At 43.8% G+C, this 17029-nt stretch carries 14 protein-coding genes; 4 read left to right on the top strand and 10 right to left on the bottom strand.

The window, feature by feature from the left end; all coding sequences use genetic code 11:
- Positions 1 to 69: 69 nt before the first annotated feature.
- The 10 genes from ACKI5J_RS10265 to ACKI5J_RS10220 form a co-directional block, all read right to left on the bottom strand.
- Positions 70 to 1344, bottom strand: coding sequence for a sugar isomerase (locus ACKI5J_RS10265; RefSeq protein WP_407429150.1), 1275 nt, complete (start codon positions 1342 to 1344; stop codon positions 70 to 72).
- Positions 1345 to 1416: 72 nt separating this feature from the next.
- The gene (locus tag ACKI5J_RS10260; protein WP_407429148.1) at positions 1417 to 3534 is read right to left on the bottom strand and encodes a bifunctional aldolase/short-chain dehydrogenase; all 2118 of its coding nucleotides are present in this window, start codon (positions 3532 to 3534) and stop codon (positions 1417 to 1419) included.
- Positions 3535 to 3550: 16 nt separating this feature from the next.
- Complete coding sequence (gene rhaT, locus ACKI5J_RS10255; RefSeq protein ID WP_407429146.1) at positions 3551 to 4627, bottom strand: L-rhamnose/proton symporter RhaT; 1077 nt, start codon at positions 4625 to 4627, stop codon at positions 3551 to 3553.
- 91 nt (positions 4628 to 4718) lie between these two features.
- The gene (locus ACKI5J_RS10250) at positions 4719 to 5267 is read right to left on the bottom strand and encodes a DUF3347 domain-containing protein (protein ID WP_407429144.1); all 549 of its coding nucleotides are present in this window, start codon (positions 5265 to 5267) and stop codon (positions 4719 to 4721) included.
- A 36-nt stretch (positions 5268 to 5303) separates the two neighbouring features.
- Positions 5304 to 6491, bottom strand: a complete 1188-nt coding sequence (locus tag ACKI5J_RS10245) for an efflux RND transporter periplasmic adaptor subunit (RefSeq protein ID WP_407429142.1) — start codon at positions 6489 to 6491, stop codon at positions 5304 to 5306.
- A gap of 12 nt (positions 6492 to 6503) precedes the next feature.
- A complete protein-coding gene (locus ACKI5J_RS10240) occupies positions 6504 to 7736 on the bottom strand; it encodes an efflux RND transporter periplasmic adaptor subunit (protein WP_407429140.1) in 1233 nt (410 codons plus the stop codon).
- Positions 7714 to 8997 (bottom strand): TolC family protein, encoded by a 1284-nt coding sequence (locus ACKI5J_RS10235; protein ID WP_407429138.1) that lies wholly within the window; start codon positions 8995 to 8997, stop codon positions 7714 to 7716. Before ACKI5J_RS10235 ends, ACKI5J_RS10240 begins: the two co-directional genes overlap by 23 nt.
- Positions 8948 to 10897, bottom strand: coding sequence for an efflux RND transporter permease subunit (locus ACKI5J_RS10230; RefSeq protein ID WP_407429136.1), 1950 nt, complete (start codon positions 10895 to 10897; stop codon positions 8948 to 8950). Before ACKI5J_RS10230 ends, ACKI5J_RS10235 begins: the two co-directional genes overlap by 50 nt.
- Positions 10887 to 12191, bottom strand: coding sequence for an efflux RND transporter permease subunit (locus ACKI5J_RS10225; RefSeq protein WP_407429134.1), 1305 nt, complete (start codon positions 12189 to 12191; stop codon positions 10887 to 10889). The genes ACKI5J_RS10230 and ACKI5J_RS10225 overlap by 11 nt, the downstream gene beginning before the upstream one ends.
- Before the next feature lie 94 nt (positions 12192 to 12285).
- The gene (locus tag ACKI5J_RS10220; RefSeq protein WP_407429132.1) at positions 12286 to 12684 is read right to left on the bottom strand and encodes an HYC_CC_PP family protein; all 399 of its coding nucleotides are present in this window, start codon (positions 12682 to 12684) and stop codon (positions 12286 to 12288) included.
- 177 nt (positions 12685 to 12861) lie between these two features.
- On the opposite strand from ACKI5J_RS10220, the gene ACKI5J_RS10215 reads away from it, so the two are divergent.
- The 4 genes from ACKI5J_RS10215 (at position 12862) to hemN (ending at position 17029) form a co-directional block, all read left to right on the top strand.
- Complete coding sequence (locus tag ACKI5J_RS10215; protein WP_407429130.1) at positions 12862 to 14076, top strand: PAS domain S-box protein; 1215 nt, start codon at positions 12862 to 12864, stop codon at positions 14074 to 14076.
- A complete protein-coding gene (locus ACKI5J_RS10210; RefSeq protein WP_407429128.1) occupies positions 14048 to 15100 on the top strand; it encodes a response regulator in 1053 nt (350 codons plus the stop codon). The genes ACKI5J_RS10215 and ACKI5J_RS10210 overlap by 29 nt, the downstream gene beginning before the upstream one ends.
- A gap of 84 nt (positions 15101 to 15184) precedes the next feature.
- Entirely contained in the window at positions 15185 to 15661 is a 477-nt protein-coding gene (locus ACKI5J_RS10205) for a lactate dehydrogenase (protein ID WP_407429126.1), read from the top strand.
- Positions 15662 to 15664: 3 nt separating this feature from the next.
- Positions 15665 to 17029 carry an oxygen-independent coproporphyrinogen III oxidase gene (hemN, locus tag ACKI5J_RS10200; RefSeq protein WP_407429124.1) on the top strand — a complete coding sequence of 455 codons (1365 nt, stop codon included), beginning with the start codon at positions 15665 to 15667 and terminating at the stop codon, positions 17027 to 17029.

Here is a 17029-nt window from a genome sequence, read left to right as displayed (position 1 = left end):
GTAAAAAAGTTCATAAATAAGTATAGAGCCAAGAGCGACGCCCTTAGCCCTATACTGGAAACAATTTCATTATAAGCCGGTCGCGACAGTCTTATATCCTCTCTCTCCGATGAGTTTCTCTCTTACCTGAAGTTCTCTGAATAAACCTACCGGGTTTAACGCAGCATGGGCACGAAGTCTTGCTTCTGCAACCAGCGGACGAACGTCCGTACGGAAAGCATTTTGTAAGATCTCCTGGCAACGCACTACATCATTTTGTAAACGCGCTTCTTCTAGACCCTGCTTGTCAACTAACAATGCCTGAGCATAGGCCATCATAATGGCCTCAACTGATTGCAACAGGTCTTCCAAAGGATCCTTTACGTTATGAGATGCATCAATCATCCAGCCAAGACCGCTTGCATGATCCATTCCCTTGGCATCCATTCCGGCTACGAGCTCATTAAAAATAAGGAACAACTGGTAGGGTTTCACACTGCCTGCAGTAAGATCATCATCACCATATTTGGAGTCATTGAAGTGGAATCCACCCAGTTTGCCTTCCATTAATAGCAATGATACAATCTGCTCGATGTTTGCGTTTGGCAAATGGTGTCCAAGATCCACAAGAGTGTAAGCTTTAGGACCGAGTTTGTTCGCGTAAAGCAAAGACTGACCCCAATCTCCCACCGTAGTTGAGTAGAAATTTGGTTCAAACGCTTTATATTCTACAAAGACTTTCCAGTCTTCAGGCAATGCTGCATAAACTTCCTGAAGGCTTTCAAGTGTGTTTTCAAATGCCCTTCGGAAATTGAGCTGACCTGGAAAGCAAGAACCATCGGCTAACCACACCGTCAGTGAGTCGGAGCCTAAAGCTACACCATGTTTGATTACCTCAATATTATGATCAACTGCCTGCTTACGCACAGCTTTGTCAACATGCTGCATAGATCCAAACTTATAGCTTTGCGCTTGACCTGGCTGATCCTGGAAGGTATTTGAATTCATAGCATCAAACCGCAGGCCGTACTGTGCAGCCAGGACTTTGATATCTTGAATGTTCTCGGGGATGTCCCAGGGAATATGAAGAGAGATAGCACCACTGGATTGATTTAGTTGATGAAGCAAGCCAATGTCGCCCATTTTCTCTTCCAGACTGCGTGGTTCGCCGCCTCCGGAGAACCGACCGAAACGTGTTCCTCCGGTACCCAGAGCCCAGCTTGGGATAGCAATCTGAAACTTCATCAGTTTCTGCACGATATCCTCTGTACCCTGAATATCCTGAGTTAAAAATTCAAACTTCCTTTGATGCGATTGAGCTAATTTACTGTTGTGTTCCTCAATCTGATACCTCTCAATTTTCATATACTATGGTTTTAAATAGAGCTTCAGCAAACATTCACATGAATGAACCAACTGAAGCTCCTGATTTGGTTTCTATCTCACAAATGCCATCGCCACACCACCATCAACGTTCAATACGTTACCGGTAGACTTATCCATCAAACCACCTACCAGAACAAAACACGCGTTAGCGATGTCTTCAGGAAGGATGATCTTGTTGAGTAAAGTGCGCTTAGCATAATACGCTGGCAGTTCAGGCACCGTTATTCCGTATGCTTTTGCACGACCTTCAGCCCAGCCGCTTTCCCAGATCTTACTGTCTGAAATTACAGCATCTGGATTAACAACGTTAACACGGATGCCGTCACCACCCAGTTCAGCAGCATTTAATCTGCTTAAATGCAATTGCGCAGCTTTTGCTGATCCGTAACCTGCATTATTCGGCCCTGAAACAAGCGCATTTTTACTTACTATATTAAGCACGTCTCCACCAAGAGCTTGCTTACGCATCACCTCTATACCCTTTTGAGTAACAAGGAACTGGCCCTTAACCAATACGTCGTATAATATATCCCAATCTTTCTCGGTGTGGTCCTGAATTGGCTTAGATATTGACAATCCTGCGCAGTTCACAATAATGTCAACACCGCCAAATGCTAAAGCCGCTTCATCATATGCGTTAGATATTTTAGCTGAATCGGTTACATCAAGTAAAACAGCAGCAAACGCATCTTTGCCATACTGAGAATTAAATTCAGATCTTGCAGATTCCAGACGACCCGAATCATTGTCGTTTATAACGACAACACCACCTTCTTCAATAAAGCGTTTTGCAATTGCCTTTCCGATACCACCAGCGCTCCCTGTGATCAAAGCAATGCGTCCTGATAAAGGTTTTGGCTTAGGCATACGAGAAAGCTTGGCTTCCTCTAACAACCAATATTCAATATCGAAGGCCTCCTGACGAGGTAGAGACGTATATTCAGATACAGCCTCCGCTCCTTTCATTACATTGATAGCATTGGTATAAAATTCCGCAGCTACACGGGCAGTCTGCTTATCTTTTGAAAACGTAAACATACCAACTCCCGGATATAGAATAACAACCGGATTTGAATCACGTATAGCAGGGCTATTAGGGTGTTTACAAGTTTCATAATATTCCTTATACATCTGACGGTATGCCTCAAATGCAGGAGTTAACTTCTCTTTCAGCTCCCCAACATTAGAAAGGTCTGCGTTGGCATCCAATTCTAATACTAATGGACTGATCTTTGTGCGAAGGAAGTGATCAGGGCAGCTTGTCCCCAAGGGCGCCAACCTGTCTAAATCATTCGAGTTAATAAACTCTAAAACGCGGGCGTCGTCAGTAAAGTGACCTACCATATGACGTTCGCTTGAGCAAAAGCCCCTCAATATCGGAGCAATCGCTGATGCTTGTTTTTTACGTGCTTCCGGCTCAATGCTCGCGATTCGCTGACCGCCGAACACTGGACCTTTTTTACCATAATTCTGCTCTAAATATTCTGCAGAAGCTTCAATTACTTCCAGGCTGTTGACGTAGCACTCATACGCAGTATCCCCCCACGTAAACAAACCATGAGAACCCAGCATAATACCTCTGATACCCGGATTTTCAGCAAGACAACGCTTCAGTTGGAGACCCAGATCAAAGCCAGGTCTTTGCCAATCAACCCAGCCGATAGTCCCCTTGAAAAGCTCCTCTGTTATCTTCTTTCCATCCTTTGCAGCTGCAATAGCAATCGCGGCATCCGGGTGTAAGTGATCAATATGCTTAAATGGAAGAAAACCATGTAGTGGTGTATCAATAGATGGGGCTTTTGACTTCAAGTCATATATACAGTGATTGAATAGTTCGACCATTTCGTCTTCCTGCTCAATGCCTTTATATACATTTTCTAGATTTCTCAGACGATCTACATACAGGCCAGCTAATCCGCTGCGGGTTAACGTGCCGATATCACCTCCTGAACCTTTAATCCACATCACTTCAGTCTCTGCACCGGTTAAAGGATCTTTTTCAATTGTTTTGCAAGATGTATTTCCACCCCCATAATTGGTAAGGCGCAAGTCCGCTCCAAGAAGGTTGGACCGGTAAATTAATAAAGCTACTTCATCACCTTCCAGCTTGGCGGCAGCAGTATCATCCCATAGATAGTTAACGTGTTTGAAATCTGTTACGATAGACATATATTCTAAATTTATTTTATTTTAATGAGTTCCCGTATCCAACCACCAATACGGATACCACAATAGTTATAATCCCCATAATTATTGTAGTATATGTTTTACGGCTTACACCTTTCCATTCGTTTAATATTATTCCCCAAACGTTTGCGATTAAGATGATGAAAGCCATATGCAGGATCCAGGAACTTGGTCCGTTCCCCAGCCTGCTTTCTCCCATTCCGTAGAAGAAAAACTGAAGGAACCATGTTATACCCGCAAGTGCAGAAAAGGCAACGTTTTTAAGAATAGGTGTCTTTGAATCCGTGTAATTCTTGAAGGTTTTGTTCTTGAAGTTCAGTATCATACACCAGATAAAGTTAGTGGTCAATCCGCCCCATAACACAACCACGTAGGTAACATTATTCTGAAACAAAAACTCTCCTCCACCCGGATTGGCGGCCTTCCAAATTTCGTTTGCCTGCTCCGCCATCGGCTTTCCGGCTTCCAGACCGAAGTTAAAACAGGCACTAAGTACACCTGAAATAATAGATACTATAAGGCCGAGTCCTATTTTGAACTCGTTGCTGCTGGAGCTCCTGCTTTCCTGATCCTGTTCTTTTTCTTTCATTACCCCTGCTTTTCCACAAAGGATGATTCCGGCTATACAGATCAGAATACCCAATAACACCATCTGTCCCCATGAACTGGTAACCAACATGGTAAACGTATCCTTTCCTTCGGCAGGGAAAAAGTCGAAGTAGATAGAAGGGAGCAACGATCCAAAGACCATACTTATTCCTAATATGATGGAGCTGCCTAACGATACTCCCAGGTATCTTACGCCCAAACCATATGTTAATCCTCCAATTCCCCAGAGTGTACCAAATAAATATGTCAGCCACAAAATTCGACCATCAGTCGCACTGATGATATCTGTATAGTTCGGAATAGTTAAATAAGCGGCCAAAGGTGGCACAATGAGCCAGGAGAAAATCCCACCGACTATCCAATAACTTTCCCAGGCCCACCCCTTGACCTTCTTGTAAGGAATGTAGAAGCTGCCCGAAGCGAACCCCCCAATAAAATGAAAAATGACTCCAAATAATGCTGACATTTATTTATGCTTATAAATTAGTTTGGCTAAAAATAACTAAGAGAGCATTAATATCCGTCATGCACTGTCATGCCGGGAAAAGCCAGAAGTATTACTTGATTTCTTCTTTTACGCTACCGCATGTCATCATCTCATCTCCATAATATGGATTTCGGATCGACTTCTCATTCGCAAACCAATAGCCGCCTTCGTCGTTATTTGCCATAGGGCAGTATTGCTTATAAATAGTCCCGCCTGAGAGTTCCGCTGCTTTTAAAATCTTTTCCATCTCAATACTCAAATCGTTAAAAGGCTCTCTTTGAGCTTTCAGCGATGAAGCACTCGCTATCTTAGCCGCTAAATCCGCTGCTGCCTTATGGGAAGTTTCACTTAAGGAAGCTTGCAATGCCCCAGCTGTAATACCTACGTTCTTCTCGTCCGATTCGATGAGCGCATCTTTAAGTGTGATATAATCTGAATAAACCAGACCCACCTTCTCTTCAGCAAAGGAAGGCATAGCGCTCTCCGCAGCGTTTTCCTGCTCAACGCCGTCTGCTTCAGAGGTAGCATGCTTCTTATCGCCTGACGAACAGGCTGCAATACCCATAAAAGAAATTAACCCTAATGATAAAACTGCATTTTTCAGATAGTTCGATTTCATTGTAACTATTTTATATAATTAATAAATTGTGTGTATTTAGTGGTGATTTAAGACGTTTTTGCCCTTTTTAAGAACAAATTCGCTCGTTAATAAGTACGCCCCGGATATTACTACTTCTCTCACGTTTTCAAGTCCGGAAAGTATGATAATTTGAGTCGCATCCTCATTACCTGTAGTTACTTCTCTAGGCTCAAAGGTACCCTTTCCTGTCTTAACCCAAACATGAGCTCCTCCTTCTTCGCGAACGACGGCGTCCAGAGGTACCGAGATTCCTTCCATCTCTTCCGATTCCGTTAAGAAAACAGTCGCCTGCATACCGGGCTGCAGATCACCGTTGTTCCTGATGGTGCCCCTAACCTTCACAATCTGACTAGACGGATCGGCTTGCGGCGCTATAAAATCCATTTTTACTGACTCGTTTCTCGCAGGAAGCCCATTGACCGATACTTTCATGGTCATTCCCGTTTTTAAGGATTTAACTTCGTCAGGATATACGTCAGCTTCAATCCATAGGTTTGCAAAATTCTCAAGCTTCAAAACGGGGGTACCCTCGCTTACGTACTGCCCTTCCACTATATTGATCTCGTTAACGATTCCAGACTGTGATGAATTTACGGTTACTAAAGCTGACGCCTTCTTTTGATGGAGGAGATTTCGTATCTGCGCTTGTGAATAACCCAATAGCTTCAGCTTGTTGGCAGCAGCTTCAAGAAGAGTTTGATAAATCTTCTCATCAGGAAATGCAGCCACCTGTCTGGCCTGTAATAGATAATCTTGTTGTAATGTCTCAACCTCCTCGCTGTATATTTGAAAAAGCGGCTGACCTTTTTTTACGGTTTGACCGGTTTCCTTGACAAACAACCTTTCCACACGTCCGGCATATCTGGACGATATTGATTCTGCCATATCCGCATTTGAAAGAATACGACCATTCAAGACTTTAGCCGTGCGAAACGTCTCATTCCTGACAGGCATAGTCTGGATATTCGCAAGCTGTATTTGGCTGGCACTTAACATAATTCCGTCGCCTTCTCCCGAAGCGGATACCGGTACAAGATCCATCGCACATACCGGGCACGTCCCTGGCGCTGCACTGATAACCTGGGGATGCATGGGACAAGTATACTTGGCTGATGCCGCGGATTGCACCTTATTTTGGTCTGAGTTGCAAGCGGCTAAAAGTAAAAGAACAACCCCTACCGTATATCGCATCAGTTTCTTCATAATTTTAATACTTTATCTCTTATTTACCTGAACAAAACTCTCGCTATCCATAAGAAACCAGGCATTCAAGGCCACTGACTTGTTTTCTATACTTTCGCCAACATCTACCCAGCCGCCAGCAAATCCTTGAACCTTTACATCCACTGGTATGAATATCCCATCTTCTTTAACAAAAGCAACAGAACGTCCACCCAGTTCCAAAACAGCCGTACGGGGAATCCATACACCATCTTTCTTTACTGCCTCCTTGCTCACCTGAACCAGTTCTCCAATCCTCCAGCTTTTGCTTGAATTTGGTAAAACAGCTCTTACCAATGGATAGCTCCTACCAGATGAATAATATGGCTGAACCATGCTCACGGCGGCCTCAACTGATTTCTCACTCCTATTTGCAGACGCTATAGATACGTTTGTCCCTTTTTTAAAAATCTCCAGCTGTTCCGGTTGAATATAGAACTCCGCCCACACCTCATCGGCATTAATAACTTTAAATAAAGTCTGGCCTTTCGAAATATACTGCCCTTCTCTCAACTGCAGGGAAGATGATTCTGGAATGGCTGATAGTTCCGGAGTTGGAGGTGCGGATGAGCCCATACCAGCCATCGCATCAGAAGATCCCGAAGTTGAAGAAGAAGAAATAACAACACTTCCAGCCTGACTGTCCATTTTTGTTGCAGATGAAGGGTTCTCGACAATATATCCAGAGGTTGAACTAAACACCGTAAAAGTGTAGTTGACCTTACCTGTCTTAAGCAGGTTACTTATTTGATGCGGTGTAGCCCCGAGCAAGAGCAACTTCCTCTTTGCCATTTCTGCTAACTCTCGTTCATTATTTTCATGAAGGAAAAGTAACTCTTGCTGCGCGTTTACAAGATCTGGACTATATATATCCATAAGCTTCTGCCCTTTCGAAATCGCTTGATAGTTGAACTTGACGTATAAACGTTCAATTCTTCCACTCACCCGCGCAGACTGACTGCTCAGGTTATTTTCATTGTAACCGATCACCCCTTGGGCAGTAACGCTTGCAAATCTGCTTCCTTTCTGTGGCTTAATAGTTTTTATATTAGCAATCACCACTTCATCTGTCGGTTTCACGAGATGAGAAAGGCTGTCATGGATCGCATGATGGTTCATCGTCGCATGCTCACGTTTCTTATCTCCCTCACCCTGCCCACAACCTAAAAGACCAATAAGTGCCAGGCAAACAACAGCTATCCTATTATATTTCAATATTTTTCTCATAATCAACAATCATTTTGTAGAACAGCTGCAATTGCTCGACATATGTCATCTGCGCCATATTTACAGCTTCCCACCCGTCAATGACCATATTCAAATCGCCTTTATTCTCCTGATAGGACAGCATCGAAACTTTCAGGTTCTTTCTAAGCGCTGGCAATATTTTTTCCTCATAATTTTGTAGCTGCTTTTGCATGTTCACCAGGCTATTCTCCATACCCTTAGTCATTCCCAGCATCTCGGTAAGCATCGCTTCCCGCTCTTTTTTCATCGCTTCCTGCTCAAAACTCATCGCTTTAACTTCAGATTTATACATGCCCGAAGACCATGGAGCAATTGGAATAGATACCATACCCATCATAGAAAACTGATTGGGCATCATTTGCGATCTTGGTGACATGTGCTCAAAGCGAATGCTAAAATCAGGTTTAGCCTCTTGCCTCATTTGGTTAATATTATATTCCATAGCCAAAATGGAGCGATCCATCTGCATTACATCGCTTCTCTTGGCAGACAAGTAAGCCGTGTCTAAAAGCGTTAATGGCTTGAATTTCACCTCTAACGTCGTATCTATTGCAAAATCGGCATGAGGTGACCTGTTCATAAGTGCATTGAGAGCCATTTTATTTGACTGAATTTCTCCCTCTGTCATCAATAACATATTCTCGGTTTCATGCAAACGTCCTTCAGCCTTAAAAATCTGCCCTAGCGCACCCTGATTATACGGATAACGTATCTCGGCCAACTTTTTCATCGTTTGCATAATCATTTTATTTTCCGACTGATATCCCAGCTTTTTATACAATACAACGACGCCGTAGTACAGCTCCCTGGCTTTCGCCCGTAGCAGATCGACCCTCATCTTCTGCTCCGCAACATTAATCGCAGACTGAGATGCTAAATACTTTTTCTTTGCCCTTATTTTCGCAGGATTGGGAATCGCTTGTTCAGCTGATAACATCCATGCACCCTTTTCGGAGTCGTTCATAAGCTCTGCACCGGGATAAGGGGTCATAAACGTCCCAGCCCCCACCATCGGCGCCATCCAGGCTCCCGCCCCCTCAACTTTGGCGTCAGCGCTTTTGATCCGGCTGTCAAGAGCCCTGATCGAAGGATTGTTCCTACTAACTTCTTCCAGCACCTGATCAATTGTCAGAACCTGTTGCCCGAACAATAAAGCGGGAGCGATACATAAAAAAGTAAAAAACGAGATTTTAGTGCTCCACATCGTATACCTCCAACTTTCCAAACTTCTTGAGTTCATATTCTTTAGTCATCAAAAATATAAGCGGCGTTACCAATAGAATGTGTGTGGAAGACGTCAGCACTCCACCAATCATCGGTAGCACGATGGGCTGCATCATGTCGCTGCCCACTCCGGTAGACCATAAAACTGGAATCAGGCCGAACAACGCCACGCAAACCGTCATAATCTTCGGCCTTAACCGCTTGGCAGCCCCGTGAATTACATACTCTCTCAAATCATCCTTAGTAATTGTCTCACTGGAATTACCCTTTAAGGCGACCAATTGACGCATCGCATCGTTGAGGTATATCACCATTACAACTCCTGTTTCCACAGCTATGCCGAAAAGAGCAATAAAACCAACCGCAACAGCCACTGACAAGTTAACACCCCAGAAGAAAACAAGATATGCACCTCCAATCAATGCAAATGGTATAGTTACCAAACTTAAAAATGCCTCACGAATGGACTTGAAAGCCAGGTAAAGTGAAATCAGGATAATCAACAATACTACCGGCACAATATAGATCAGCGATTGCTGCCCTCGTATCAAATTTTCGTACTGCCCGCTCCACTCGATAAAGTAGCCATCAGGTAGTTTCAGCTCCGCATTGAGCTTATCAACCGCCTCCTGTACCGTTGTGCCGAGGTCCCTGTCGCGCACATTAAACATAACGGCACCTCTCAGAATCGCATTATCAGAAGTAATCATGGGTGGGCCGTCAACAAAACGGATATTTGCTACTGCAGAGAGCGGTATCGTCCCGGCATCGGGAGAATTCAACGGTATTCTCTTCAACCTGTCTATACTATTACGGTATTCCTGACCCAGCCTCAAATGTATACCAAATCTACGCCTGCCTTCAATAGTGGTCGCAAAGGGAGCCCCTCCGATGGCAGTTTCAACCAGCGAATTAATATCGTCAACAGTCAATCCATACCGTTCGAGCTGGTCGCGTCTCACATCAATTTCAAGGTACTTTCCGCCAGTGACGGGTTCTACATATAAGTCCTTTACCCCTTCCACATGCTGAAGCAAGGATTGAACTTCCCTGGAAACGGATGCGATCTTGTTCAGATCCTGACCATGTACTTTGACCCCGACATCAGTACGTATACCTGTCGAAAGCATGTTTATACGGTTGATAATAGGCTGTGTCCAGCCATTTACAACACCAGGTATCTGAAGTTTGGAGTCGAGTTCGTTAATGATATCTTGCTTGGTTATCCCCTCCCGCCACTCGTTTTTCGGCTTTAGGGATATTATCGTCTCAATCATGGACATCGGTGAGTTGTCAGTGGCCGTATTCGCCCTTCCTGCTTTCCCCAGTACCTTGTCAACCTCCGGAACGGATTTAATGATTTTATCCTGGACTTGCAGAATACGCTTTGCCTCCGCGTTTGATACATCCGGCAAGGTGACCGGCATAAACAAGATAGATTGTTCATCCAGTGGCGGCATAAACTCCCGTCCCAGACTCATCAACAGGGGGATACTGACAAGCAAAGCCAGTATATTCACTCCTATCGTTGTTTTTCTATGACGCATGCACGCCCTTATTAATGGCTCGTAAATCTTTTCCAACCTTCGGTTGATCGGGTTCTCATTCTCCGAACGAAACCTTCCCTTCAAAAAAAATGATATAAGTACAGGAGCAAGGGTAACAACCAGCAGCGCGTCAATCACAAGAATAAATGTCTTCGTGTACGCTAGAGGATGAAACAACTTACCTTCCTGGCCCGTAAGCAGAAACACGGGCAGAAAAGATGTAATGATGATGACGGTGGAATAAAATACACCCCTCGAAACCTGCTTGCAAGCCTTTTCTATAATGGTTAACCTTTCTTCGTCAGACAGACGAACATAGTCCTCTTTTGCTTTCTTCTTATTAAAAAACTTGCTGATCTTATTCCACATGTGTATCTCCTTCCTTTCTTAAATCTCCCAGCTCCGCCTGCCGCAAGGCAAGATGCTTGTAGGCATTTTCTGACATGATTATCCCATTGTCCACGATAACTCCGATAGCCAGCGCAATGCCGGTCAGAGACATGATGTTAGAAGATATATCTAAGGCATTCAGAATAATAAAACTCGCAGCAATGGTTATCGGGATTTGAATAACAATGCTCACCGCGCTACGCCAGTGGAAAAGGAAAACAATAACAATAATGGTTACGACTATCATTTCCTCTATAAGCGTGGTTGTGATCGAAGAAATGGACTCTTCAATCAGCTCTCCCCGGTCATATACAATATTAAACTTCACACCTTCGGGCAGTCCTTTTGACACGTCAATCATTTTAGCCTTGACATTCTTAATCACCTCATCGGCATTCTCCCCGTATCGCAGCACCACGATCCCTCCAACTACTTCTCCTTCACCGTTATAATCAAATATTCCGAGTCTGCTTTCTCCAGACATCTGAACAGTAGCAACATCCCTAACCCTTACAGAAATAGAATTCTGGGTTTTCACTGTCAGAGCACCGATTTCCTCCATTGACTTTAGATAGCCCGTCGTTTTGATGATGTACCCAATATCACTCATCTCAAATTTCCGTCCCCCTGCCTCATTGTTGTTAGCGTTTACCGCCCGCATCACATCCTGAGGGGACAGTTTATAATAACTGAGTTTGTTTGGGTCTACCGTGATTTGATACTGTTTCTGAAAACCACCAAACGAGGCAATTTCACTTACGCCCGGAACATTCTGTAAAGCGAACTTTATATACCAGTCCTGAACAGCACGCTGTTCTCCAAGATCCATACCAGGGGCGTCAAGCGTATACCACAAGATGTGACCCACGCCCGTCCCATCCGGCCCCATCGCAGGTGTTACCCCCTCAGGGAGTGAATTCCCAATTGAACTAAGCCGTTCGAGCACGCGGGCACGAGCCCAGTAAACGTCAACATCATCATCGAAAATGACATAAACGAAGCTCATTCCGAACATGGAGTTCGCACGAACATACTTCACCCTGGGCAAACCCTGAAGGTTAGTAACCAATGGATAGGTTATCTGATCTTCAATTATCTGAGGGCTCCTGCCCATCCACTCGGTAAGTACAATTACCTGATTTTCGGATAAGTCCGGTATAGCATCTATCTTACTGGTTTTCACGGAATATATGCCGTATGCAAATATCCCAGCAGCGAATAGCAATACCAGAAACCTATTTCGCATCGAGAATGCGATTAGCTTTTCTACCATGAAATAAATATTGTGCTTAATGATCGTTAATCTGCGATATCACAGACATCATACATCAGGTGAGGTCCACCTGTAAACGAAGGAAAGAAAAATGCTATATCCGGAAGCTACAAACGCGCAGGTACGTAGCGGTACTTGAAATAGCGGGAGGAGAGTTCGAAAGCGGATACGCTTCCATTACCAAAGAATAAGATGGTATGTTATAAAAAGCAGATCCTGATCTTAGTTCAGTTGCCGGCACTGCGAAATAGAAATGATTCTCTGCGGCCTTTTGAACTTTATCGACTTTGGCCTCTTTACTCTGATGCTTGCAGCAATCATTTTCAGAACCGGCGTCCATTCCGCATTTACTACAGCCTGAAGAGTCCTTAGATTCCGTCGAAGATAAGCCCCACTCAACTAATTGCCCCATGCAATAATGAAAGTGCACGGTAGCCCCGGATGACACACCCAGATAAAAGACAGCTAATATGGTGACTAAGAACTTCTTCATTATTGCTCCACAAAGATATAGAATTTTTATGCGCTGTAGATTATATAATTATCAGTTCGATTTACATTTTAAACGGAACCGCAGAATTTAAGGGTGCTATCTCACACCATGTTCACACACAAAACCGAGTTAATACTTAAATTTATTACTTTTGGGGAATCAACGTACGTTTTGCGAATGAATGATGCAACCCTTTTACATGCCATTATCGACAACGCAATCGATGGAATCATAACCATTGACAGAAGAGGATTAATCGAATCTATTAATCCGTCGGCATGCAAGCTATTTGGCTATTCCCCCGAAGAAGTAATTGGCCGGAACATCTCCGTGTTAATGCCCGAGCCAGACCACTCCCGCCATGATCAGTACCTCCATCGTTATCAAACAACCGGGGAACGCCATATAATAGGGATAGGCAGAGAAGTCCGCGGTCTCAAGAAGGACGGCAGTCAATTTCCCTTCAGGCTTGCTGTCAGTGAAGTTATTCTCAGTGATAGAACCATCTACGCAGGGTTTATCAATGACCTGACTCGCGAAAAGGAAGCTGAAGAACGGATTAAAAACCATGCCGCTCAGCTTGAAGAGCTGGTTGAAGAAAGAACAGCCTCTCTGCGAAAAACCGTGCAGGCTCTTCAGGAAGCAAAGGAAGAGGTAAGTCTGTCTCTGGAAAAAGAAAAAGAACTCAACCAGTTGAAGAGCAGGTTCGTTTCCATGGCATCCCACGAATTCCGCACTCCCCTGAGCTCCGTCCAGCTTTCTGCTTCCTTAATTGAAAAATACTCTGCACAGAAAGATTCAACGAATATTTCAAAGCATGTGAACAAGATCAAGAATGCGGTTGGAAACCTTACAACGATATTAAACGACTTCTTATCTTTGGAGCGGCTGGAAGCAGGAAGAGTTGAGCCTACATTTACCCGGTTTGACCTCGTGAAACTCTCTGAAGAAATAACTGAAGAGATGCAGCTAATTACCAAGCAGAATCAGAATATCATTTACGAACATACCGGTCTCAGTAGTATCGTTGTCCTGGACCAGAACTTGCTGAAAAATTGCATAATCAACTTAATTGCCAATGCAATCAAATATTCCGGTGAGAATACGTTCATTGAGTTCAACACGGAGGTCACAGAGAGTCAATACATCATCACGATCAGTGACAATGGAATAGGTATCCCGGAAGCAGATCAGAAACACTTGTTTCAACCCTTTTTCCGTGCACATAATACAGGCAATATCCCCGGGACAGGTCTCGGATTAAATATCGTCAGGCGATATGCAGGATTGATGAACGGTTACGTTCAATTTGAAAGCGTTATTAACAAAGGAACAAAATTCACTATATCTTTTTCTTCAAACGATGAAAAAAACGTCCATTCTAATTATTGAGGATAACGATGATATCCGCGAGAGCACTACCGAAATACTCGAACTCGCAAACTACCAGGTATTCCATGCTGACAATGGCAAAACAGGCGTTGAACTCGCTATAAAGCATCTTCCGGACATTATTCTTTGTGATATTATGATGCCTGAACTGGATGGGTACGGCGTTTTATTCATGCTGGGTAAGACCCCCGAAACTTCTGCTATACCCTTTATTTTCCTCACAGCTAAAGCCGAACGGGTAGACATGCGTAAAGGCATGGAGATGGGAGCCGATGATTACCTCACGAAGCCGTTTGATGACGTCGAGTTATTAAACGCTATCGAAAGCCGTCTTCAAAAAAAGGAAAAACAGGAGGCGTTCTACAACAAATCGCTTGAAAAAATTGATAACCTGGTTAACCGCGGCGACGGGCTTGCTGAATTGCAAAAGTTGGTAGCTGACAGAAAGATTAGAACGATCAAAAAGAAACAGATCATATTCTACGAAGGCGATAGCCCGAACGGTCTATACCTGTTACTAAGTGGTAAGGTGAAGACCTACAAGATCAGCAACGACGACAGAGAATTACTTACCTCTTTATACGGGCCGGATGAATACATAGGTGTAAACGCCCTGCTTTCAAATGACATTTACCATGAAACCGCAGAAGCCGTAGAAGATTCCTCCATTTGCATGCTTCCAAAAGAAATGGTAGACCAGCTTGTTAATCATTACCCTGAAGTAGGAAAAGCGTTCATCAAAATAATCGCAAACAACTTAAAGGAAAAAGAAGACCAACTCTTACAGCTCGCCTATCACTCCGTAAGGAAAAGGATGTCTCAGGTACTGCTCCGCCTTGCCGGAAACGATCCTGAAAATGCGGTATTGAGAATCTCAAGAGACGACCTTGCATCCATGGCAGGTATGGCTACTGAAACAGTTAGCAGAACTTTAAGTGACTTCAAGACGGAAGGACTCATTGAAAAGAAAGGCAGTCAGATAATCATTTTAAACGCAAAAAAACTAGTAAACATGAAAAACTGATCACTATCACTTTTTCGTCTGACTCCACTCATCCAGGAGTCCGGCTGCGCTTGCTATCTTTGAAAATACATTATCTATTTAAAAATGAGAGCAGTAGCCTACAGTATCCGGTCCTATGAAAAGGAACCATTGGCAATAGCCAATCGAAAAAAGCATGAAATAACACTGATATCAAACGCTCTTTGCCTCGAAACAGCAGAATATGCTACTGGAAAACAGGCAGTTATTATATCAGATAGAGATCAAATTACTCCTGAGGTCATAGGTCGCCTGGCTCAACTTGGGGTGAAGTTTATCGCCAGTCGCACATCCGAACTTAAGCAGGTTGACAAACAAGCTGCCAGCAGACATAACATAAAACTTGCCGTTGTATCCCCATACGTTAAAAATGAAGATTCAACGGTAGGTTTGAACGCCTACCATACGCAATGCGCTAACGAAACCATTCAAAATTTAGATTCCTGGCAGAACGAAAGATGCGAAGGTGACAGTTGCTCGGCCGCCAAAGAGTGCGGAAGCCATATTATAGGTAATGAACTGCGCACCCGTCTTAACCCCTGATTTATGAATCCCGAAGAACTTGTTGCCAAGTACCATGTACCGGCACCTCGATACACCAGCTATCCCACCGTGCCTTATTGGGATAGCTCATTTAAAGGGCTTGATGCATGGAAAGATTCCGTGCGATTCTCATTTAATGAAAGCAATACCAAAGACGGGATCAGTCTGTATGTCCACTTGCCCTTCTGTGAAAGCCTCTGCACCTATTGTGGATGTAATACAAGAATCACCAGAAATCACAAAGTCGAAGCACCCTATATCCAAACGGTTCTGAAAGAATGGGAGTTGTACCGATCCATATTTAAAGAAAAGCCGGTAATAAAAGAGATTCACCTGGGTGGTGGTACTCCTACCTTCTTCAGTCCCTACAATTTAGAAACCTTGATAGAAGGTCTTCTGTCTAATGCTACAGTTCATCCTGAAGCGGAGTTTTCGTTTGAAGCACACCCGGCGAATACAACGGAGGAGCATCTGCTATCACTATACAAGTTAGGATTTAAAAGGCTAAGTCTTGGGATCCAGGATTTCGACCCCCTGGTTCAATTGGTAATCAACCGGATGCAATCTTATGAAGATGTCAGGTTCGTAACAGACAAAGCAAGGGAAATTGGATATACTTCTATCAACTTTGACCTCATATATGGCCTGCCTGTTCAAACCTTAGAAGGACTCAATAAGACAATATCCCAAATTTTACGCCTCAACCCCGATAGGATTGCTTTTTATAGCTATGCACACGTTCCATGGATCAAGCCAGGTCAAAGACGGTATACTGAAAAGGATCTGCCATCTATTGAGCTCAAACACAAATTGTATGAACTCGGTCGGGGAATGTTAATCCAGGGAGGATACGTAGAGATAGGAATGGACCATTTTGCTCTTAAAACAGATTCGCTTTACAAAGCACAGATGGAAGGCAAGCTCCACCGTAATTTCATGGGGTATACTCACCAGTATACGCAACTAATGATTGGCCTGGGAGTGTCCTCAATCAGTGATACAGGATATGCCTTCGCACAAAATGAGAAAAAGGTTGAGGATTATACCACCCGTGTTGAGGAAGGACTAATCCCAGTCTTTAAAGGTCATCACCTCACTCAGGATGATTTGCTTTTCCGAACTCATATTCTCAACATTATGTGCAAGGGAGAAACCTCCTGGGAACACTCCTCACTTCAAAATGAAGCTTTTCAATCTGGGATAGACAGGCTTCAAGTGCCCGTATCTGATAACCTGATAGTTCTTGAGCCCCTTAAGCTTACCGTACTTCCACAAGGGCAACGGTTCTTGCGAAACATCTGCATGGCTTTAGACGCAAGGCTTTGGGCTAACCAGCCAACAACTGTTATGTTTAGTATGGCAGGCTGA

The organism is Arcticibacter sp. (genome assembly GCF_045629565.1).
Classification (GTDB): Bacteria; Bacteroidota; Bacteroidia; order Sphingobacteriales; family Sphingobacteriaceae; genus Arcticibacter.
This window is presented reverse-complemented; position numbering and strand designations above follow the sequence as displayed.

What these genes read in the sequence shown, in the direction of transcription:
- ACKI5J_RS10225 (WP_407429134.1), bottom strand. Translation starts at nt 12,191, where the DNA reads ATGGTAGAAAAGCTAATCGCATTCTCGATGCGAAATAGGTTTCTGGTA.
- ACKI5J_RS10260 (WP_407429148.1), bottom strand. Translation starts at nt 3,534, where the DNA reads ATGTCTATCGTAACAGATTTCAAACACGTTAACTATCTATGGGATGAT.
- hemN (WP_407429124.1), top strand. Translation starts at nt 15,665, where the DNA reads ATGAATCCCGAAGAACTTGTTGCCAAGTACCATGTACCGGCACCTCGA.
- ACKI5J_RS10205 (WP_407429126.1), top strand. Translation starts at nt 15,185, where the DNA reads ATGAGAGCAGTAGCCTACAGTATCCGGTCCTATGAAAAGGAACCATTG.
- ACKI5J_RS10235 (WP_407429138.1), bottom strand. Translation starts at nt 8,997, where the DNA reads ATGAACTCAAGAAGTTTGGAAAGTTGGAGGTATACGATGTGGAGCACT.
- ACKI5J_RS10265 (WP_407429150.1), bottom strand. Translation starts at nt 1,344, where the DNA reads ATGAAAATTGAGAGGTATCAGATTGAGGAACACAACAGTAAATTAGCT.
- ACKI5J_RS10230 (WP_407429136.1), bottom strand. Translation starts at nt 10,897, where the DNA reads ATGTGGAATAAGATCAGCAAGTTTTTTAATAAGAAGAAAGCAAAAGAG.
- rhaT (WP_407429146.1), bottom strand. Translation starts at nt 4,627, where the DNA reads ATGTCAGCATTATTTGGAGTCATTTTTCATTTTATTGGGGGGTTCGCT.
- ACKI5J_RS10250 (WP_407429144.1), bottom strand. Translation starts at nt 5,267, where the DNA reads ATGAAATCGAACTATCTGAAAAATGCAGTTTTATCATTAGGGTTAATT.
- ACKI5J_RS10240 (WP_407429140.1), bottom strand. Translation starts at nt 7,736, where the DNA reads ATGAGAAAAATATTGAAATATAATAGGATAGCTGTTGTTTGCCTGGCA.
- ACKI5J_RS10215 (WP_407429130.1), top strand. Translation starts at nt 12,862, where the DNA reads ATGAATGATGCAACCCTTTTACATGCCATTATCGACAACGCAATCGAT.
- ACKI5J_RS10245 (WP_407429142.1), bottom strand. Translation starts at nt 6,491, where the DNA reads ATGAAGAAACTGATGCGATATACGGTAGGGGTTGTTCTTTTACTTTTA.
- ACKI5J_RS10210 (WP_407429128.1), top strand. Translation starts at nt 14,048, where the DNA reads ATGAAAAAAACGTCCATTCTAATTATTGAGGATAACGATGATATCCGC.
- ACKI5J_RS10220 (WP_407429132.1), bottom strand. Translation starts at nt 12,684, where the DNA reads ATGAAGAAGTTCTTAGTCACCATATTAGCTGTCTTTTATCTGGGTGTG.